Origin of the sequence: Nonomuraea sp. NPDC049028 (genome assembly GCF_043197735.1) — a bacterium.
GTDB lineage: Bacteria > Actinomycetota > Actinomycetes > Streptosporangiales > Streptosporangiaceae > Nonomuraea.
The window spans coordinates 1-15,926 of record NZ_JBICTR010000014.1 but is presented as its reverse complement, the minus strand read 5'-3'; the positions used below and the strand labels follow the sequence as shown (position 1 = coordinate 15,926).

At 73.0% G+C, this 15,926-nt stretch carries 17 protein-coding genes; 11 read left to right on the top strand and 6 right to left on the bottom strand.

Annotation, left to right across the window (positions count from 1 at the left end; translation table 11 throughout):
* The first annotated feature begins 22 nt into the window (after positions 1 to 22).
* Genes ACGFJ2_RS45575 through ACGFJ2_RS45535 form a run of 9 tightly spaced genes read left to right on the top strand, consistent with a single transcriptional unit; the run spans position 23 to position 9,516 of the window.
* A complete protein-coding gene (locus tag ACGFJ2_RS45575) occupies positions 23 to 1,654 on the top strand; it encodes a carbamoyltransferase C-terminal domain-containing protein (RefSeq protein WP_358204727.1) in 1,632 nt (543 codons plus the stop codon).
* Positions 1,651 to 2,748, top strand: coding sequence for a glycosyltransferase family 2 protein (locus ACGFJ2_RS45570; RefSeq protein ID WP_393479314.1), 1,098 nt, complete (start codon positions 1,651 to 1,653; stop codon positions 2,746 to 2,748). Before ACGFJ2_RS45575 ends, ACGFJ2_RS45570 begins: the two co-directional genes overlap by 4 nt.
* Entirely contained in the window at positions 2,745 to 3,911 is a 1,167-nt protein-coding gene (locus tag ACGFJ2_RS45565; protein WP_393479311.1) for a glycosyltransferase family 9 protein, read from the top strand. Before ACGFJ2_RS45570 ends, ACGFJ2_RS45565 begins: the two co-directional genes overlap by 4 nt.
* On the top strand, positions 3,889 to 5,088 hold the full coding sequence (locus ACGFJ2_RS45560; protein WP_393479308.1) for a glycosyltransferase: 1,200 nt from the start codon (positions 3,889 to 3,891) through the stop codon (positions 5,086 to 5,088). The genes ACGFJ2_RS45565 and ACGFJ2_RS45560 overlap by 23 nt, the downstream gene beginning before the upstream one ends.
* Positions 5,089 to 5,113: 25 nt before the next feature.
* Positions 5,114 to 5,662 (top strand): SIS domain-containing protein, encoded by a 549-nt coding sequence (locus ACGFJ2_RS45555; RefSeq protein ID WP_357951642.1) that lies wholly within the window; start codon positions 5,114 to 5,116, stop codon positions 5,660 to 5,662.
* A complete protein-coding gene (locus ACGFJ2_RS45550) occupies positions 5,659 to 7,023 on the top strand; it encodes a PfkB family carbohydrate kinase (RefSeq protein WP_393479305.1) in 1,365 nt (454 codons plus the stop codon). The genes ACGFJ2_RS45555 and ACGFJ2_RS45550 overlap by 4 nt, the downstream gene beginning before the upstream one ends.
* A complete protein-coding gene (locus ACGFJ2_RS45545; RefSeq protein WP_357951638.1) occupies positions 7,020 to 7,694 on the top strand; it encodes an SDR family oxidoreductase in 675 nt (224 codons plus the stop codon). Before ACGFJ2_RS45550 ends, ACGFJ2_RS45545 begins: the two co-directional genes overlap by 4 nt.
* Positions 7,685 to 8,557: a glycosyltransferase family 9 protein gene (locus ACGFJ2_RS45540; protein ID WP_358204697.1), complete on the top strand. Its 873-nt coding sequence runs from the start codon at positions 7,685 to 7,687 to the stop codon at positions 8,555 to 8,557. The genes ACGFJ2_RS45545 and ACGFJ2_RS45540 overlap by 10 nt, the downstream gene beginning before the upstream one ends.
* Positions 8,554 to 9,516 (top strand): UDP-glucuronic acid decarboxylase family protein, encoded by a 963-nt coding sequence (locus tag ACGFJ2_RS45535; protein ID WP_357951634.1) that lies wholly within the window; start codon positions 8,554 to 8,556, stop codon positions 9,514 to 9,516. Before ACGFJ2_RS45540 ends, ACGFJ2_RS45535 begins: the two co-directional genes overlap by 4 nt.
* A gap of 4 nt (positions 9,517 to 9,520) precedes the next feature.
* Here the strand turns inward: ACGFJ2_RS45535 and mshC are convergent, their stop codons facing one another.
* From mshC to ACGFJ2_RS45510, 5 genes are all read right to left on the bottom strand, one after another.
* The gene (mshC, locus tag ACGFJ2_RS45530) at positions 9,521 to 10,744 is read right to left on the bottom strand and encodes a cysteine--1-D-myo-inosityl 2-amino-2-deoxy-alpha-D-glucopyranoside ligase (protein WP_357951632.1); all 1,224 of its coding nucleotides are present in this window, start codon (positions 10,742 to 10,744) and stop codon (positions 9,521 to 9,523) included.
* Positions 10,741 to 11,406, bottom strand: a complete 666-nt coding sequence (locus tag ACGFJ2_RS45525) for an NRDE family protein (protein ID WP_393479300.1) — start codon at positions 11,404 to 11,406, stop codon at positions 10,741 to 10,743. The genes mshC and ACGFJ2_RS45525 overlap by 4 nt, the downstream gene beginning before the upstream one ends.
* A 63-nt stretch (positions 11,407 to 11,469) precedes the next feature.
* Entirely contained in the window at positions 11,470 to 12,237 is a 768-nt protein-coding gene (locus ACGFJ2_RS45520; protein ID WP_357951628.1) for an SCO1664 family protein, read from the bottom strand.
* A complete protein-coding gene (locus ACGFJ2_RS45515; RefSeq protein ID WP_219528509.1) occupies positions 12,234 to 12,782 on the bottom strand; it encodes a DUF3090 domain-containing protein in 549 nt (182 codons plus the stop codon). Before ACGFJ2_RS45515 ends, ACGFJ2_RS45520 begins: the two co-directional genes overlap by 4 nt.
* A gap of 9 nt (positions 12,783 to 12,791) precedes the next feature.
* Positions 12,792 to 13,478 carry an MSMEG_4193 family putative phosphomutase gene (locus tag ACGFJ2_RS45510; RefSeq protein WP_358204684.1) on the bottom strand — a complete coding sequence of 229 codons (687 nt, stop codon included), beginning with the start codon at positions 13,476 to 13,478 and terminating at the stop codon, positions 12,792 to 12,794.
* Between the two features lie 64 nt (positions 13,479 to 13,542).
* Here ACGFJ2_RS45510 and ACGFJ2_RS45505 point away from each other — a divergent pair, with 64 nt between their 5' ends.
* On the top strand, positions 13,543 to 14,490 hold the full coding sequence (locus ACGFJ2_RS45505) for an aldo/keto reductase (protein ID WP_358204678.1): 948 nt from the start codon (positions 13,543 to 13,545) through the stop codon (positions 14,488 to 14,490).
* Between the two features lie 127 nt (positions 14,491 to 14,617).
* Positions 14,618 to 15,469, top strand: coding sequence for a hypothetical protein (locus ACGFJ2_RS45500; RefSeq protein ID WP_393479296.1), 852 nt, complete (start codon positions 14,618 to 14,620; stop codon positions 15,467 to 15,469).
* A gap of 49 nt (positions 15,470 to 15,518) precedes the next feature.
* Here the strand turns inward: ACGFJ2_RS45500 and ACGFJ2_RS45495 are convergent, their stop codons facing one another.
* On the bottom strand, positions 15,519 to 15,833 hold the full coding sequence (locus ACGFJ2_RS45495) for a hypothetical protein (protein ID WP_358204666.1): 315 nt from the start codon (positions 15,831 to 15,833) through the stop codon (positions 15,519 to 15,521).
* Between the last annotated feature and the right edge of the window lie 93 nt (positions 15,834 to 15,926).

Here is a 15,926-nt window from a genome sequence, read left to right as displayed (position 1 = left end):
TACGTCCCGGGGGAGGAACGTAGTGAGATTTCTCGGCATCAACGCGATATTTCATGATCCGGCCGCCGCCCTGGTCGCCGACGGGCGGATCGTCGCCGCCGCGGAGGAGGAACGGTTCAGCCGCCGCAAGCACGGCAAGCGCCCGCTGCCCTTCTCGGCGTGGGAGCTGCCGGAGCAGGCGGCCGCCTGGTGCCTGCGCGAGGCGGGTCTCCATCCCGAGGATCTGGACGCGGTCGCCTATTCCTACGACCCGTCGCTGGTCCGCCAGCGCCCTGACGGCGACTGGGAGGACCTGCGCACCAGGTACGCCGTGCGGGTGCCGAACTTCCTGGCCACCGCCCTGCCCGGCCTCGACCCCGCCCAGGTGCGCTACGTCCCCCACCACGTGGCGCACGCCGCCTCGGCCGGGCTCGCCTCGCCCTACCGGGACTGCGCGGTGCTGGTCTGTGACGGGCGCGGCGAGAACGTCTCGCACCTGGCCGGCCGCTACCGCGACGGCGAGCTGGAGGTGCTGGCCGCGCAGGAGTTGCCGCACTCTCTGGGGCTGATGTACGAGGACGTCACCGAGCACCTGGGCTTCCTGCGCTCCTGCGACGAGTACAAGGTGATGGCCCTGGCCTCCTACGGCCGGCCGCGCCACCTGGAGTCGCTGCGCGAGTTCGTCCGGACGACCGGCGACGGCGGCTTCCGTACCGACCCCGTCGACTGGAACACCTACGCCAAGGCCCTGCCTCGGGGCGCCCCGTGGACCGCCGACCACGCCGACCTGGCCGCCAGCGTGCAGGCGCGGCTGGAGGAGGTGCTGCTGGAGCTGATCGGCTGGCTGCACGAGCGCACCGGCGAGCGGCGGCTGGCCCTGGCCGGCGGCGTCGCGCTGAACTGCGTGGCCAACTCCCGGCTGCTGGCCGAGGGGCCGTTCGAGGAGATGTGGGTCCAGCCGGCCGCCGGGGACTCCGGCACCGCGCTGGGCGGCGCGCTGCACCTGGCGCGGGCGTACGGGGAGCCGGCCGCGCCCATGCCCGGGGCCGACCTGGGGCGCGGCTTCACCGACGAGGAGCTCGGCGCCTGGCTGGAGGTGGCGCGGGTGCCGTACTCGCGGCCCGCCGACCTGGCCGCCGCGGTCGCCGCCGAGCTGGCCGCCGACCGGATCGTCGCCTGGTTCCAGGGCCGCTCGGAGTACGGCCCGCGGGCGCTGGGCCGCCGCTCGCTGCTCGCCCATCCCGGGTTCCCGAACAACACCGAGCGGCTGAACGACGTGAAGGGCAGGGAGCAGTTCCGGCCGATCGCGCCCATGGTGCTCGACTCGCGGGCCGCGGAGATCTTCGGGCGGGGGCCGGTGCCCTCGCCGTACATGCTGTTCGTGCACGACGTCCATCCGGACTGGCGGGAGCGCATACCGGCGGTGGTGCACGTGGACGGGACCGCGCGCATCCAGACGGTCTCGCCCGCGGCGGATCCGCTGCTGGCCAGGATGCTGACCTGTTTCGAGTCCCGTACGGGCCTGCCGGTGGTGGTCAACACCAGCCTGAACACGGCGGGACGGCCCATGGTGGACGATCCGCGTGACGCGCTGGAATGCTTCGGGTCCTCGCCGGTCGAGGTGCTGGCCCTGGGGCCGTACCTGGTGCGGCGCGGGCAGGTGTTCGCCTCGTGATCACCGTGGTGGTCCCCACGATCGGGCGGCCCAGCCTGGGCGCCACGCTGGCGGCCGTGGGCACCCGGCTGCCGGTCATCGTGGTGGACGACCGTCCAGCGAGCCGGGCGGGCCCGCTCGAGGTGCCCGAGCGCGTACGGGTCGTGCGGTCGTGGGGCCGGGGGCCCGCGGCGGCGCGCAACGCAGGGTGGCGGGCGGCGGACACGCCGTGGGTCGCCTTCCTCGACGACGACGTGGTCCCGCGGCCGGGCTGGGCCGAGGCCGTGTGGGCGGACCTCGCGGAGCTGACCGATGACGTGGCGGGCAGCCAGGGCCGCGTCGAGGTGCCGCTACCGCCCGGCCGCCGGCCGACGGACGCCGAGCGGAACACCGCCGGGCTGTCCGCCGCGGAGTGGATCACCGCCGACATGGCCTACCGCAGGAGCGCCCTGGAGGCGACCGGCGGGTTCGACGAACGCTTCCCCCGCGCCTACCGGGAGGACGCCGACCTCGCGCTGCGCATGCTCAGCGCGGGGCACCGGCTGGTCAGGGGCGAGCGGGTGACGGTCCACCCGGTACGCGACGACGGGTTCTGGTCGAGCGTGCGGTTCCAGCGCGGCAACGCCGACGACGCGCTCATGCGGCGGCTGCACGGGCCGTCGTGGCGGGCGGCGCTGGGCGGCGCGCCGGGCCGGCTGCGCCGCCACGCCCTCACCACCGGCCTCGGCTGCACCGCGGCCACCCTGACGGCGGCCACCCTGACGGCGGCCTGGGCGGCCCGTAACAGGGAGCAGGCCGGGCGAAAACGGCGCCTAAGCGTGCCGCCCGTGCGGGGGCGGCGCCTGACCGTACCGACCATGTGGGGGCGGCGCCTGACCGTGCCAGCCGGGCGGAGGCGGCGCTCGACCGTGCCGGCCGGGCCGGGGCCCTTGGCCGTGATCGCGGCTCTGGCCGCCGCCGGGTGGGCCGTGCTGAGCGCCGAGTTCGCCTGGTCGCGGATCGCGCCGGGGCCGCGGACCCCCGCGGAGGTCCTGCGGATGGCCGTCACCAGCGTGGCGATACCGCCGACCGCCTGCGCGCACCGGCTGCGAGGGGAATGGAGGGTCCGGCGATGAATGTACCGGGCGCCCTAACGACGTCGGCCACGGCGAGCGAGCCGCCCGCGCACCAGGAGCCGACCGTGAACCGGGAGCCGTCCACGCGCCGACAGCCTCCAGGAGGCGGGCCGGACCGGGGCCGGGTGCTCGTGGCCCGGCTGGACGACGCGGGCGACGTGCTGCTCGCCGGCCCCGCCGTACGCGCCGTACGGGCGGGCGCGCGCGAGGTGGTGCTGCTGGCCGGGCCGCGCGGCAGGGCCGCCGCCGAGTTGCTGCCCGGCGTCGACCGGGTGATCGAGTGGCGGGCGCCGTGGATCGACCACGACCCGCCGCCGATGGACATGGACCGGGTCAATGAGCTGGTCCAGCAGGTCACAGGGGTGGACGAGGCGCTGATCCTGACCTCGTTCCACCAGTCGGCGCTGCCGCTCGCCCTGCTGCTGCGGCTGGCCGGTGTACGGCGGATCTCGGCGATCAGCGAGGACTACCCGGGCTCGCTCCTGGACGTCCGTCACGTGGTGGACGAGAGCCGCGACGTGCCCGAGGCGGAGCGGATGCTCGCGCTCGCGCGGGCGGCCGGGTTCGAATTGCCGCCCGATGATCAGGGAAAACTCGCTGTCCGGCACCCCCTTCCGGATATCGGGCACGTTATCGGGAACCTTGTAGATACCGGCACAGGCGCCGGCGAAGGCGCGTACGTAGTGGTGCACCCGGGGACGTCAGCTCCCGCCAGGACCTGGCCTGCCGAACGGCATCGGCAGGCGGTCCGGGAGCTGGCCGAAGACGGGCACCGGGTCGTCGTGACAGGCAAGGAGCGCGAGCTCACCGCCTATGTCGCCCACGATGTTGCGGTCGACCTCGGCGGAAGAACGACGCTTTCACAGCTGGCAGCCCTCATTGAGCGGGCCGGCGTGCTCGTGGCGGGAAACACCGGCCCCGCGCACCTGGCAGCCGCGGTCGGTACGCCTGTCGTGAGCTTGTTCGCCCCGGTCGTCCCCTCTGCCCGGTGGGCCCCCTACGGAGTGCCCACGGTGCTCCTCGGCGATCAGCGAGCCCTCTGCCGGGACACCAGGGCACGCGAGTGCCCGATCCCCGGGCACCCATGTCTGTCACAGGTGACAAGCGAGCAGGTGGTCAAGGCAGTGAGGGAGCTGACCAGTGAATGTCGATCTGATCTCTGAACACGCGGACCCCCTGGCCGCGATCGGCAGCGTCGACTCAGGTGGCCAGAACGTCTACGTCGCCGCGCTGGCCGTCGCGCTGGGAGAGCGCGGGCACACGGTCGTCGTCCACACCCGCCGCTCCGATCCGGCCCAGCCGGACTCGGCGCCCCTGGCGCCCGGCGTCACGGTCGAGTACGTCACGGCCGGGCCCGCGGTTCCGATCCCGAAGGACGATCTCCCGCTGTACATGCCGGAGTTCACCGACCGTCTCGCCGACCGCTGGGCCGTGCGCCGGCCCGACGTCGCGCACGCGCACTTCTGGATGAGCGGGCAGGCGGCCCTGCAGGCCACCGAGGACGTGCCGGTGGTGCAGACCTTCCACGCGCTGGGCACGGTCAAGCGGCGCTGGCAGGGCCGCGCGGACACCAGCCCCGCACACCGCCTGGCGACCGAGCGCGAGATCGGCGCCCACGCCGACAGAGTGATCGCCACCTGCGGCGACGAGGTGAACGAGCTGCGCGCGATGGGCGTGCCCGAGCAGCGCGTCGCGGTCGTGCCGTGCGGCGTCGACCTGACCGAGTTCTGCCCCCGCGGCCCGGTCGCGCCGCGCCTGGCGGTGGGCGCCCGGCGTCCGATGGTGCTCAGCATCGGCCGCCAGGTGCCGCGCAAGGGCGTCGACACCGTGATCCAGGCCATGCGCGGGCTCCCCGGGGCCGACCTGGTGATCGCCGGCGGTCAGCGGGACGGCGAGGAGGCGGCGCGGCTGCGCGAGCTGGCGGCCGGATACGGCGTCGGCGACCGGGTGCACGTGATCGGCAGCGTCTCCCGCGAGCGGGTCCCCGCGCTCATGCGCTCGGCGGACGTGGTGGTCTGCGTGCCCTGGTACGAGCCGTTCGGCATGGTGGCGGTCGAGGCGATGGCGTGCGGCGTGCCGGTCGTCGCCTCCGCGGTCGGCGGCCACCTCGACACGGTCGCGGGCTGCGGCGTGCTGGTGCCGCCCCGCCGCCCGCGCGCGCTGGCCAGGGCCCTGCGCGACGTGCTCGCCGACGAGGACCGGCGCCGGGCGCTGGGCGCGGCCGGGGCACGCCGCGCCCAGGAGAGGTACGGCTGGGCCCGCGTCGCGCAGCAGACCGAGGCCGTGTACACGCAGGTGATCGACGGCAAGGTAGGCCGCCTCGCCGCTCTTGGGGGCTGAACGAGCTGAACTATGGGGGCTGAACATGGACACGCATCTGGAGAAACTCTGGTGGGCCCTGTCGAGGGTCGACGACCACGCGGCCACGGTCCGCGCGTGGGGCGGCAAGCTCGCGGGGGTGCTGGGCGCCGGAGGCAGGCTGCTGGCCTGCGGCAACGGCGGCTCGGCGGCCGAGGCGCAGCACCTCACGGCCGAGCTGGTCGGCCGGTTCCGGGCCGACAGGCCGCCGTACTCGGCGATAGCGCTGCACGCCGACACCTCGTCGATGACGGCGATCGCCAACGACTTCGGCGCCGAGGAGGTGTACGCCCGGCAGGTACGCGCGCACGGCCGTCCCGGAGACGTCCTGGTGTGCCTGTCCACCAGCGGCGGCAGCGGCAACGTGCTGGCCGCGGCACTGGCCGCGCAGGAGCGGGGGGTGATCGCGTGGGCGATGACCGGGCCGGCCCCGAACCCGCTGGCCGCCCTGTGCGACGAGGCCGTCGCCGTGCCCGCCGAGGAGGTGTGCACCGTACAGGAGGTGCATCTCGCCATGATCCACCTCCTGTGCGACGCGGTCGAGGAGGCCCTATGAGGGGACCCCTGGTCGTCGTCGGCGACACTCTGCTCGACCTGGACATCGAGGGCGAGACCGAACGGCTCTGCCCCGACGCGCCCGTCCCCGTGCTGGACGTCGCCGCCGAGCGCGCCCGCCCGGGAGGCGCGGGGCTGGCCGCGCTGCTGGCCGCCCGCGACGGCGCCGAGGTCGTGCTGATCACCGCCATAGGCGACGACCCGCCGGGCCGCCGCCTGTGCGGGCTGCTGTCGGCGGAGGTCGATCTCGTACGCCTCCCGCTGCGCGGCGGCACGGTGCGCAAGACCAGGGTGCGGGCCAGGGACCAGACGCTGCTCAGGATGGACACGGGCAACGGCCGGGCCGGGTACGCCCCCGGCTCCCAGACGGCCGAGGCCCTCGGCCGCGCCGCCGTGGTGCTGGTCTCCGACTACGGACGGGGCGTCGCCGGGGTGGCGCGCGGGCTGCTGCGCGCGGCCGAGGCGCCGATCGTGTGGGACCCGCATCCCAGGGGCGAGGAGCCGGTGCCCGGCTGCGCGCTGCTGACGCCCAGCGAGCCGGAGGCCAGGCAGCTCTGCTCGCACCCGTACCACGGGCCGGACCAGGCGGCCCGCCACCTGCTGCGCGACCTGCGCGCCCAGGCGGTGGCCGTCACGCTTGGTCCCCGGGGCGCCGCCCTGGCGCTGCGGGGCGGCGGCCCGGCCAGGCGGGTGCCCGCGCCGGTCCTCGCCTCCGTCCGCGACGTGTGCGGGGCCGGCGACCGCTTCGCCGGCGCCGCGGCTCTCGCGCTGGGCGGCGGCGCGGACGCCCAGCAGGCGGTCACGACCGGCGTGGCCGCGGCTTCGCGCTTCATCGAACGCGGCGGTGCCGCCTCCGTCGGCGGCGCCGAGCGCGGGCCCGGCGCCCGCCTGGCCGAGCAGCGGCTCGGCGACCGGCCGCGCACCGCGCTGGAGGTGGCCGAGCTGACCCACGCGAACGGCGGGCGGTTGATCGCCACCGGCGGCTGTTTCGACCTGCTGCACGCGGGGCACGTGAGCCTGCTGCGGCGGGCCAGGGCGCTCGGCGACGCGCTCGTCGTCTGCGTCAACTCCGACGAGTCGGTGCGCAGGCTGAAGGGCCCCACCAGGCCCGTCGTGGACGCGCGCGACCGCGTCGAGGTGCTCAGGGCGCTCGGCTGCGTGGACGCGGTGCTGGTGTTCGAGGAGGACACACCCGCCGCCGTCATCGAGCGGCTCCGCCCCGACGTGTGGGTGAAGGGCGGCGACTACGAGGGCGACGTGCTGCCCGAGTCCGCCGTGCTGCGGCGGCTCGGCGCCGAGACCGTCGTGCTCAGCACCTTGCCGGGGCGGTCGACGACCAACCTCATCAGGGAGATCCGATGAACATATTGATCACTGGAGGTGCCTCCGGGCTCGGCCTGGCGACGGCCGAGGCGGTGCGCAAGGAGGGCTGGCGGCCGCTGGTCGTGGACGTGCGGGAGCCCGAGCAGGACGTCGAGCACGCGATCGCCGACCTGGCCGACCGGGCGCGAGCCGAGCGGGCCGTCACGGAGCTGGCCGAGCGGGCCGGCGGTCTCGACGCCGTGGTCACCGCCGCCGGGATCGACGCCTGCGGGCGGCTGGCCGAGGTCCCCGCCGACGACTGGGACCGGGTGATCATGGTCAATCTGCTGGGCACGGCCTCGGTCGTACGGGCGGCGCTGCCCTACCTGACGCGCTCCCGCGGCAAGGTCGTCACCTGCGCCTCGACGCTCGGGCTGCGCCCGCTGAGCGACGCGTCCGCCTATTGCGCCTCGAAGTTCGGCGTCGTCGGGTTCACCCGCGCCCTGGCCGTCGAGCTGCGCGGGCAGGTGGGGGTGACGCTGCTGATCCCCGGCGGCATGCGGACCGGCTTCTTCGACGGCCGTCCCGAACAGTACCGGCCGGGGCCCGAGGCGGGCCTGAACAACCCCGCCGACGTCGCCCAGACCATCGTCTTCGCCCTCACCCAGCCCGCCGGATGCGAGGTGAGAGAGCTCGTCGTCTGCCCTTCCACGGAGACGTCATGGCCCTAGAACTCCTCGCGCTGCGCGGGCTGGGCCTGGGGGACCTGCTCACGGCCGTACCCGCGCTGCGCGCCCTGCGCCAGGGCTTCCCCGAGCACCGGATCACGCTGGCCGCGCCCGCCGGGCTCGGCCCCCTGCTGCCCCTGACCGGGGCCGTGGACGCGCAGATCGACGTGTCGGGCCCCGGTCCGGTCGCGTTCGACCGGCCGGACATCGCGGTCAACCTGCACGGCCGGGGCCCGCAGAGCGTCGGGGCGCTGCGGCGTACCGATCCGGGACGGCTGATCAGCCACGGCACCGGGCCGCCGTGGCGCGACGGCGTGCACGAGGTGCGGCGCTGGTGCGACCTGCTGCGGTGGTACGGCATCGAGGCCGATCCGGCGGATCTGACACTCGGCCTCTCCGACCGGACGGGACCCGTGATCGTGCACCCGGGGGCCGCCTACCCGGCGCGGCGCTGGCCGCCCGAGCGGTTCGCGCGCGTCGCCGCCGCCCTGGGCGACGTGGTCGTCACGGGGAACGCGGCCGAGGTGCCGCTGGCCCGCGAGGTGGCCGAGCTGGCGGGGCTGCCGCCGGAGCGGATGCTGGCCGGGCGTACCGACCTGGCGGGGCTGATCGAGCTGGTCGGCAGGGCCCGGCTGGTGGTCTGCGGCGACACGGGCGTCGCCCATCTGGCGACGGCGTTCTGCGTGCCGTCGGTGGTGCTGTTCGGGCCGGTCTCGCCCGCGCTGTGGGGCCCGCCGCCGGGGTGGCGGCACGTGGCGCTGTGGGCGGGCCGCAACGGCGACCCGCACGGCGCGGCGCCCGACCCGGGTCTGCTGAGGATCGAAGTCTCCGAAGTCGTCGACGCCGCCTTGGAGGTCACGTCATGAGGGCATTGGTCACCGGCGGCGCCGGGTTCCTGGGCTCCTACCTCTGCGAGCGGCTGCTGGACGAAGGGGCGCAGGTGGTCTGCATGGACAGTTTCCTCACCGGCGGGCCGCGCAACGTCGAGCACCTGATCGACCGGCCGGCCTTCCGGATCATCGAGTGCGACCTGACCGGGTATGTGCACGTACCCGATCGGCTCGACCTCGTCCTGCACTTCGCTTCCGCGGCCTCGCCCGCCGACTACCTGCGCTATCCGATCGAGACGCTGCGGGTGGGCAGCGTCGGCACCCTCCACGCGCTGGGGCTGGCCCGTGAGAAGGGCGCCCGGTTCGTGCTGGCCTCCACCAGCGAGGTGTACGGCGATCCGCTCGAACATCCGCAGCGGGAGACGTACTGGGGCAACGTCAACCCCGTCGGGCCACGCAGCGTCTACGACGAGGCCAAGCGCTTCGCCGAGTCGCTGACCACCGCCTACCGCCACTCACGCGGCACCGACACCGGCATCGTGCGCATCTTCAACACCTACGGCCCGCGCATGCGGCCGTTCGACGGCCGGGCGATACCGACGTTCATCAGGCAGGCGCTGCTCGGCGAGCCGATCACGATCACCGGGGACGGCACGCAGACCCGCTCCATCTGCTACGTCGACGACACGGTGGCGGGCATCCTGGCCATGGCCGGCAGCGACTTCGCCGGGCCGGTCAACATCGGCAATCCGGATGAGCTGACCATGATAGAACTGGCCGCGCTGATCAAGGAGCTGACCGGGTCGTCGTCGCCGATCGAGTTCATCGACCGACCGGCGGACGATCCCCGGGTGCGCCGCCCCGACACGTCGCTGGCGGCGGAACGGCTGGGCTGGCGGGCCGTGGTCCCGGCGGCGGAGGGGCTGCGCCGGACGATCGACTGGCTCGCGGCGGAGCTGTCCGCCGACGAGCCGCTGGCCCGGCTGAGCACCTGAACGACTAGAGTGCGACGCCCAGCAGGGCGTCGATCAGGTCGCGGGCCAGGGCCGCCGCCGCCGGGTCCGAGCCGCCCTCGGACAGGGCTCGCTCGACCCATGCGTCGACGGCGGCCAGCGCGCCCGGGGTGTCGAGGTCGTCGGCGAGCCGTTCGCGCACCTCGGCCAGCAACCGGCCCGCCTCTGGCGCGGTGGCGAGCCCGGCCGCCGAGCGCCACTTGGCGAGGCGGGCCTCGGCCGCGGCGAGCTGGGCCGGGACGTACTCCCAGTCCTCGCGGTAGTGGTGGGCGAGCAGCACGAGCCGGATCGCCATCGGGTCGTGCCGGCCCCGCAGCTTGGAGACGAAGACCAGGTTGCCCTTGGACTTCGACATCTTCTCGCCGTCGAGCGCCACCATCCCGGCGTGGGTGTAGAACTTGGCGAACGGCCACTCCCCGGTGGCCGCGTGCCCCTCGGAGGCGCCGCACTCGTGGTGGGGGAAGATCAGGTCGCTGCCGCCGCCCGCGACGTCGTAGCCGGCGCCCAGGTTGTCGAGGGCGATCGCGGTGCACTCGATGTGCCAGCCGGGCCGGCCGCGGCCGAGTGCCGACTCCCATGACGGCTCGCCGGGCCGCTCGGCCCGCCACAGCAGCCAGTCGAGCGGGTGGCGCTTGCCGGGCCGGTCGGGGTCGCCGCCGCGCTCGCCGAACAGCTCGACCATGAGCTCCTCGCTGTAGCCGGACACCTGCCCGAACTTGGGCGCGTCCGCCACGCTGAAGTAGACGTCGCCGTCGAGGTCGTACGTGACGCCCTTGGCCGCCAGCTTGGCGATGAGCTCGGCCACCCGGCCGACGACCTCGGTCACGCCGACGTACTCGCGCGGCGGCACGATGCGCAGCGCCTCCATGTCGGTGCGGAACAGCTCGATCTCCCGCTCGGCCAGGTCCTGCCAGCTGACCCCGGTCTGCTCGGCCCGCTCCAGGAGCGGGTCGTCGACGTCGGTGGCGTTCTGGGTGTAGTGGACCTCGTGGCCCATGTCGCGCCACACCCTGCCGACCATGTCGAAGGCCAGGTAGGTGTTGGCGTGGCCCAGGTGGGTGGCGTCGTAGGGGGTGATGCCGCAGACGTACATGCGGGCGGTCTGACCCGGGTCGCTCTGCCGGACCTGCCCGGCCGCCGTGTCGTAGAGCCGCAGTGGGACGCTCTCACCGGGAAGCGCGGGAATGGCGGGGGCAGACCACGATCTCATGCCTTTGAGCCTATCCGTCCAGAATCAGCGGTCAGGTCCGTGAACTCGTACGTCACGCCCTCCGCCGCCAGTGTGACCAGGGTCACCGACAGCGAGGCGAAGACGCGGCCGTCGGGCAGCTCGTGCCGGATGATCAGGGCCGCCGGGTCGGAGGAGGGGGCGGCGGCGATGAGCTCGCGCCAGTCGGCGGCGCTCTCGAAGCGCGGCCGGAAGGCGGCCACCCGTTCGTCTTCCGGGTTGAGACCGGTGTTGACGATCATGCTGGTGCCGTCGGGGACCTCGGAGGCGCTGAGCCGTTCCCCGTCCCAGCTGAACAGCCGCACCCGCGTCAGGTCGGCGAGCAGCAGGTGAAAGGGGTCGTAGAAGGTCAGGTCGACATCGGGCAGGTCATTGGCCGCGACGGCGAGGAGCGGCAGGTCGCCGCGGGAGATCTTGGTGGCCTCGGCCGCGGGCCGTCCGTGCCCGTTGAGGAGGGCGGCGGCGCGGCGCCGGGCGGGGTCGACGGCCAGCCAGGTGCCGCCCGCCTTGAGGTCGCGCCCGCCCACCACGCCGGGGTGTTCGGGCCAGTGCTCTCCCGGCCCTTCCCAGGGCCGGTCGGCGAACTCGTCTCGCACGCCCATCAGCGTCAGCGGCTGACCCGTCTTCACGATCACCGTGCACATAGGGCAAAGCGTAGTAAACGGTTTTCCATGAGCGGCCGGGGGATGGCCAGTTGACGCGTCGGTCTACATGGGCGGCCACGGGATGGCCGGCCACTCGCGGGAGGGGTAGGGGTGCAGGCCGGTCTCCAGCAGCCGCCTGATCCGGTTCCAGGTCGCCTCGACCTCGGCGAGCGTGAGCAACTCGCGCAGCCTGCGGCCGAGCTGACCCGACTCGATGTCGCGCTCCAGCTTGGTCAGCGTGGTCACGGCGTCGCGGGCCAGCGGCTTGCCCCGCCACTGCCAGAGCACGGTACGTAGTTTGTCCTCGGCGGAGAAGCAGACGCCGTGGTCGACCCCGTAGACGTGGCCGGTGGGCAGCGGCAGCAGGTGGCCGCCCTTGCGGTCGGCGTTGTTGACCACCGCGTCGAACACCGCCATCCGCCGCACCACCGGGTTGCGGCTGCGTACGAGGCGCATGAGGTCGACCTCACGCTCGGTGTCGATCCACAGCTGGCACATGCCTGGACCGAACGGGCCCTCCCGGAGGACGGTCGGCGGCACGATCTGCCAGCCGGTCGCCTGGGAGACCTCGAACGCCGCGACCTCGCGGGCGGCCAGTGTGCCGTCGGGGAAGTCCCAGAGCGGGCGCTCGCCGCGTACGGGTTTGTAGACGCAGGCGGCGGTGCGCTCACCGAGCGTGATCGAGCAGTAGAGCGTCATGTTGGTCGCCTCGACGAGGCGGCCCGCCACTTCCAGGCGGCCGTCGCGCAGCAGCTTGAGCGCCTCCTCGTCCTCCATGGGCGACGGGTGCGACGGCGGCCTCGTAGCCGGTTCGCTCTCCGGAGCGCTCATGATGTCGCCTCACCCCCGCGATAGCCGTTGAGGCGGACGCAGACGTGTCCCTCGGGGTCGAGTGGCTGCCCGCAAAGGGGACAGGCCGGTCGGCCCGCAGCGACGAGCTGGAGCGCCCGCTGGGTGAACGCACGGGCGACCCCGGCGCTGATCCGCACCCGCAGCATGGCGGGCTCGGGTGCTTCGACGGCTTCCTCGTCGATGATCTCCTGCGCTTCGATCACCACCTGTGAAGTATCGGGATCCCAGGCCAGTGCCATGGTGCCGACCCTGAAGTCCTCCGTGACAGGCACCTCTAGGGGCTTGTCGTCCGTCAGGTCGGCGGGCGCCATGGCGGGCACGTGCGCGGTGCCCCCGCTGCGGCGCAGCACCTCGTCGAGCAGCTCGTCCAGCCTGCCCGCGAGCGCCGCCACCTGCAGCTTCTCCAGCGCTACCGTGGTCAGTCTGCCCTCGGCTCTGGCCTGCAGAAAGAAGGCTCGCGCGCCCGGTTGCCCCAAGGCACCGGCCACGAACCTCTCTGGTGGGTCGTAGTCGAAGACCGGCATAGCCTGACCTTACGTGGTTCCGGGTCCACCGCCGACGGCGGCATCGCTCCCGGAGAGTTTTTCTCCCCCGTCTTTCTCCTCCGAATCCTCGGGAAGCTGCAATTCCCCCATATCGTTAAGCCTGAGAACAAAGGGGCGCAAGGGGGCATAGCGAATGACGGTGAGAGCTCCGGGATCTGCAGTTATCCGCTGAAAGTGATCCAGGTGGAGCCCCAGCGCGTCGGCGACGATGGCCTTGATCACGTCTCCGTGGCTGCACGCCAGGTAGACTCCCTTCTCCCCCAGGCGTTGATTCCACTCCCGTACGGCGGCCACGGCCCTGTGTTGCATTTCCGTCAAGGCCTCCCCTTCCGGAAATGTCACCGCGCTGGGGTGCGCCTGCACCACCTGCCACAACGGCTCCTTCGCCAGTTCCTTGAGTGGCCGCCCCGTCCACGCTCCGTAACCGCACTCCACGAACCGCTCATCGGTCTGTACGGCCATGCCGCGCCCCTCGGCGACGGCCTGGGCCGTCTCCTGGCAGCGTTCGAGCGGGCTGGAGACGATGGCGTCGAGCCGGACGCCCGCGATGCGCCCGGCCAGCGCCGCGGCCTGCGCCCGGCCCGCCTCGCTCAGATGCACTCCGGGAGTGCGGCCGGCCAGCACCGGCCCGGTGAGTGCGGTGAGCCCGTGGCGGGCGAGAAGGAGGGTGGTCACCGACCAAGTGTCGCAGGCGTGGATCACGGCGTTTGACGCACCCGGGCGGTAACCTGGCGGGATCATGGAGCAGCGCTATGTCGGCCGGAGCGGCCTGTCGGTGTCCCGCCTGGGGCTCGGCACGATGACCTGGGGGCGTGACACCAGCGCCGACGACGCGGCGGCGCAGCTGCGCACCTTCATGAGCGCGGGCGGCACCCTGGTCGACACGGCCGACGTCTACACGGGCGGCGACGCCGAGCGGCTGCTCGGCCGGCTGCTGCGCGACTCGGTGCCGCGCTCGGAGCTGGTGATCTCGACCAAGGCGGTGGTGACGCCGTCGGGCCGCCGGCCGCGTGACGCCTCCAGGCGCCATCTGATCGCCGCGGTCGACGACTCACTCAACCGCCTGGGCCTCGACTACATCGATCTCTGGCAGCTGCACACCTACGACGCCGAGGTGCCGCTGGAGGAGACGATGGCGGCGCTCGACGCGATCGTCTCCTCGGGCCGGGCCGTCTACGCCGGCGTCTGCGACTACGCCGGCTGGCAGCTGGCCGCCGCCGCGGTCATGCAGCGGGCGATCCCGGGCCGCATCCCGATCACCTCCGCCCAGGCCGAATACTCCCTGCTGGCCCGCGAGCCGGAGCGCGAGCTGCTGCCCGCCGCCGAGCACGTGGGCGCGGGCGTGATGGCCTGGTCGCCGCTCGGCAGGGGGGTTCTGACGGGGAAGTACCGAACGGGCATCCCGGCCGATTCGCGGGCCGCTACGCCACATTTCGCCGATTTTGTCCGCCCGTATCTCGACGAACGCAGCCGTCGTGTGGTCGAATCCGTGATGACCGCGGCCGACGGGCTCGGGGTCTCGCCGCTGGCGGTGGCGCTCTCATGGGTTCGCGACCAGCCGGGCGTGGCCTCCGCTATCGTCGGTGCCCGTACGCACGCTCAGCTCGCCGGCGCACTGACCGCCGAGGACGTGGTGTTGCCGCGAGAGATACGTGAGGCCCTGGATGACGTGTCGTCGCTCGACTGAGAGCGAACGAGAGTCATGCTCGCGTGTCACGCGTCGATACCGAATCGCAACTTTAGCCGGAAAACGCCTGCGACACACCGTCGATGTCCATAAAGATTTCCCCCGTAAGCGACGCAGGAGGGGACGGATGGGCAGCAGGACCGCGATCTCGGCTGGAGCTCTCGCGCTGGCGCTGGCCGCGATCCCGGTCGTCTCCTCGCCCGCGCTGGCCGAGGCGGTCGACTGCAAACGCGGCGACGGGCTGCTGTCCGGGGTGACGAACGGCCTGTGCGACGTCGTGGAGGCGGTCACCGGCACGGTCGACAGCCTCACGGGCGACAAGCTCAAACCCGTGACGAAGAAGGTCGGCGGCACTGCCGACGATCTTCTCGGCACGGTGGGCGACGCGGTCCCGACGACGATCCCCACCAGGTCGGGGCAGCCCCAGCCGACTCCCTCGGACCAGGAACTGCTGCCCAACACCCTCAGCGAGGTCTGCCTCCCCGTGCTGGCCTGCGAGCATCAGGACGCCCAGCAGCGCAACAAGGACCCCGAACACGTCCTGGAGACCCCGTCCCCCGAGGACTCCGCCAAGCCCACTCCGACGGCGAAGCCGAACAAGCGGGAGAAGAAGGACTCGACGACGACGACCCTCCCGACGGACGGCCCGACACCGCCCGAGACCGATCCCCGCGAGCCGGACACGACCGCGAGCCCGATCAAGATCCAGACGGCCGACACCGACGAGCCGCGTATCGACCTCCTGTGGCCCAACCCCTTCGCCCAGGACCTCACGGCTCCCCTGCGCGACCAGCCGATCATCCGCCCGTCGAAGCCCGCCTCGGACGTCCTGGGCACCTCCTTGACGATCGCCTTGCTGACCTCGGCGATCCTGGCGACCCGCATCGTCCAGCAGCGCCGCCAGCGCACGGAGCAGCCGGACTCGATCCCCTTCGAGCCGGCCAGAGCGAACAACGGCCGCCGCCACCGCCTGGCTTAGTGGCCTTGCCTGGAAGTCTCTCGGGGGTTGACTTTCGGATCTGGTGTGGTCAGTCCGTGAGGGGGGTCACGTAGAGGTCGCAGGCCAGGTCGAGGGCTTCCTGTGGGGTGCCGATGAACCAGGGGGTGGGTTGGTACTTGCCGTTGCTGGGGGTATGGATCGCCAGTCCCCAGTAGTGAGCCGAGCCGCTGTAGCGCAGCCGCATCAACGGCAGCCGGGCGCTGTCGGCCAGTTCACCTTCGACGTAGGCGAACTGGCCGTGATAGCGGACATCCACTCTGCTCAGCTGCGGCCAGTTCTCCTTGGCATGCAGCCACAGCCGCTGCGCCAGGGACGTCTTGGTGGAGGCGGGGATCGTCGGCACGAGGGCTATCCTGCCCGCTCGGCGTGTCAGATCACCACAAGCTGATCATGATCGGGCAAGGTCGGCGGGTCACCATGTGGATCTCTCGCAGAA

Bases quoted from the DNA above. Each gene is read 5' to 3' on its own strand.
- ACGFJ2_RS45550 (WP_393479305.1), top strand. From the start codon at position 5,659: ATGAGGGGACCCCTGGTCGTCGTCGGCGACACTCTGCTCGACCTGGAC.
- ACGFJ2_RS45540 (WP_358204697.1), top strand. From the start codon at position 7,685: ATGGCCCTAGAACTCCTCGCGCTGCGCGGGCTGGGCCTGGGGGACCTG.
- ACGFJ2_RS45565 (WP_393479311.1), top strand. From the start codon at position 2,745: ATGAATGTACCGGGCGCCCTAACGACGTCGGCCACGGCGAGCGAGCCG.
- ACGFJ2_RS45555 (WP_357951642.1), top strand. From the start codon at position 5,114: ATGGACACGCATCTGGAGAAACTCTGGTGGGCCCTGTCGAGGGTCGAC.
- mshC (WP_357951632.1), bottom strand. From the start codon at position 10,744: ATGAGATCGTGGTCTGCCCCCGCCATTCCCGCGCTTCCCGGTGAGAGC.
- ACGFJ2_RS45515 (WP_219528509.1), bottom strand. From the start codon at position 12,782: ATGCCGGTCTTCGACTACGACCCACCAGAGAGGTTCGTGGCCGGTGCC.
- ACGFJ2_RS45520 (WP_357951628.1), bottom strand. From the start codon at position 12,237: ATGAGCGCTCCGGAGAGCGAACCGGCTACGAGGCCGCCGTCGCACCCG.
- ACGFJ2_RS45500 (WP_393479296.1), top strand. From the start codon at position 14,618: ATGGGCAGCAGGACCGCGATCTCGGCTGGAGCTCTCGCGCTGGCGCTG.
- ACGFJ2_RS45545 (WP_357951638.1), top strand. From the start codon at position 7,020: ATGAACATATTGATCACTGGAGGTGCCTCCGGGCTCGGCCTGGCGACG.
- ACGFJ2_RS45535 (WP_357951634.1), top strand. From the start codon at position 8,554: ATGAGGGCATTGGTCACCGGCGGCGCCGGGTTCCTGGGCTCCTACCTC.
- ACGFJ2_RS45505 (WP_358204678.1), top strand. From the start codon at position 13,543: ATGGAGCAGCGCTATGTCGGCCGGAGCGGCCTGTCGGTGTCCCGCCTG.
- ACGFJ2_RS45525 (WP_393479300.1), bottom strand. From the start codon at position 11,406: ATGTGCACGGTGATCGTGAAGACGGGTCAGCCGCTGACGCTGATGGGC.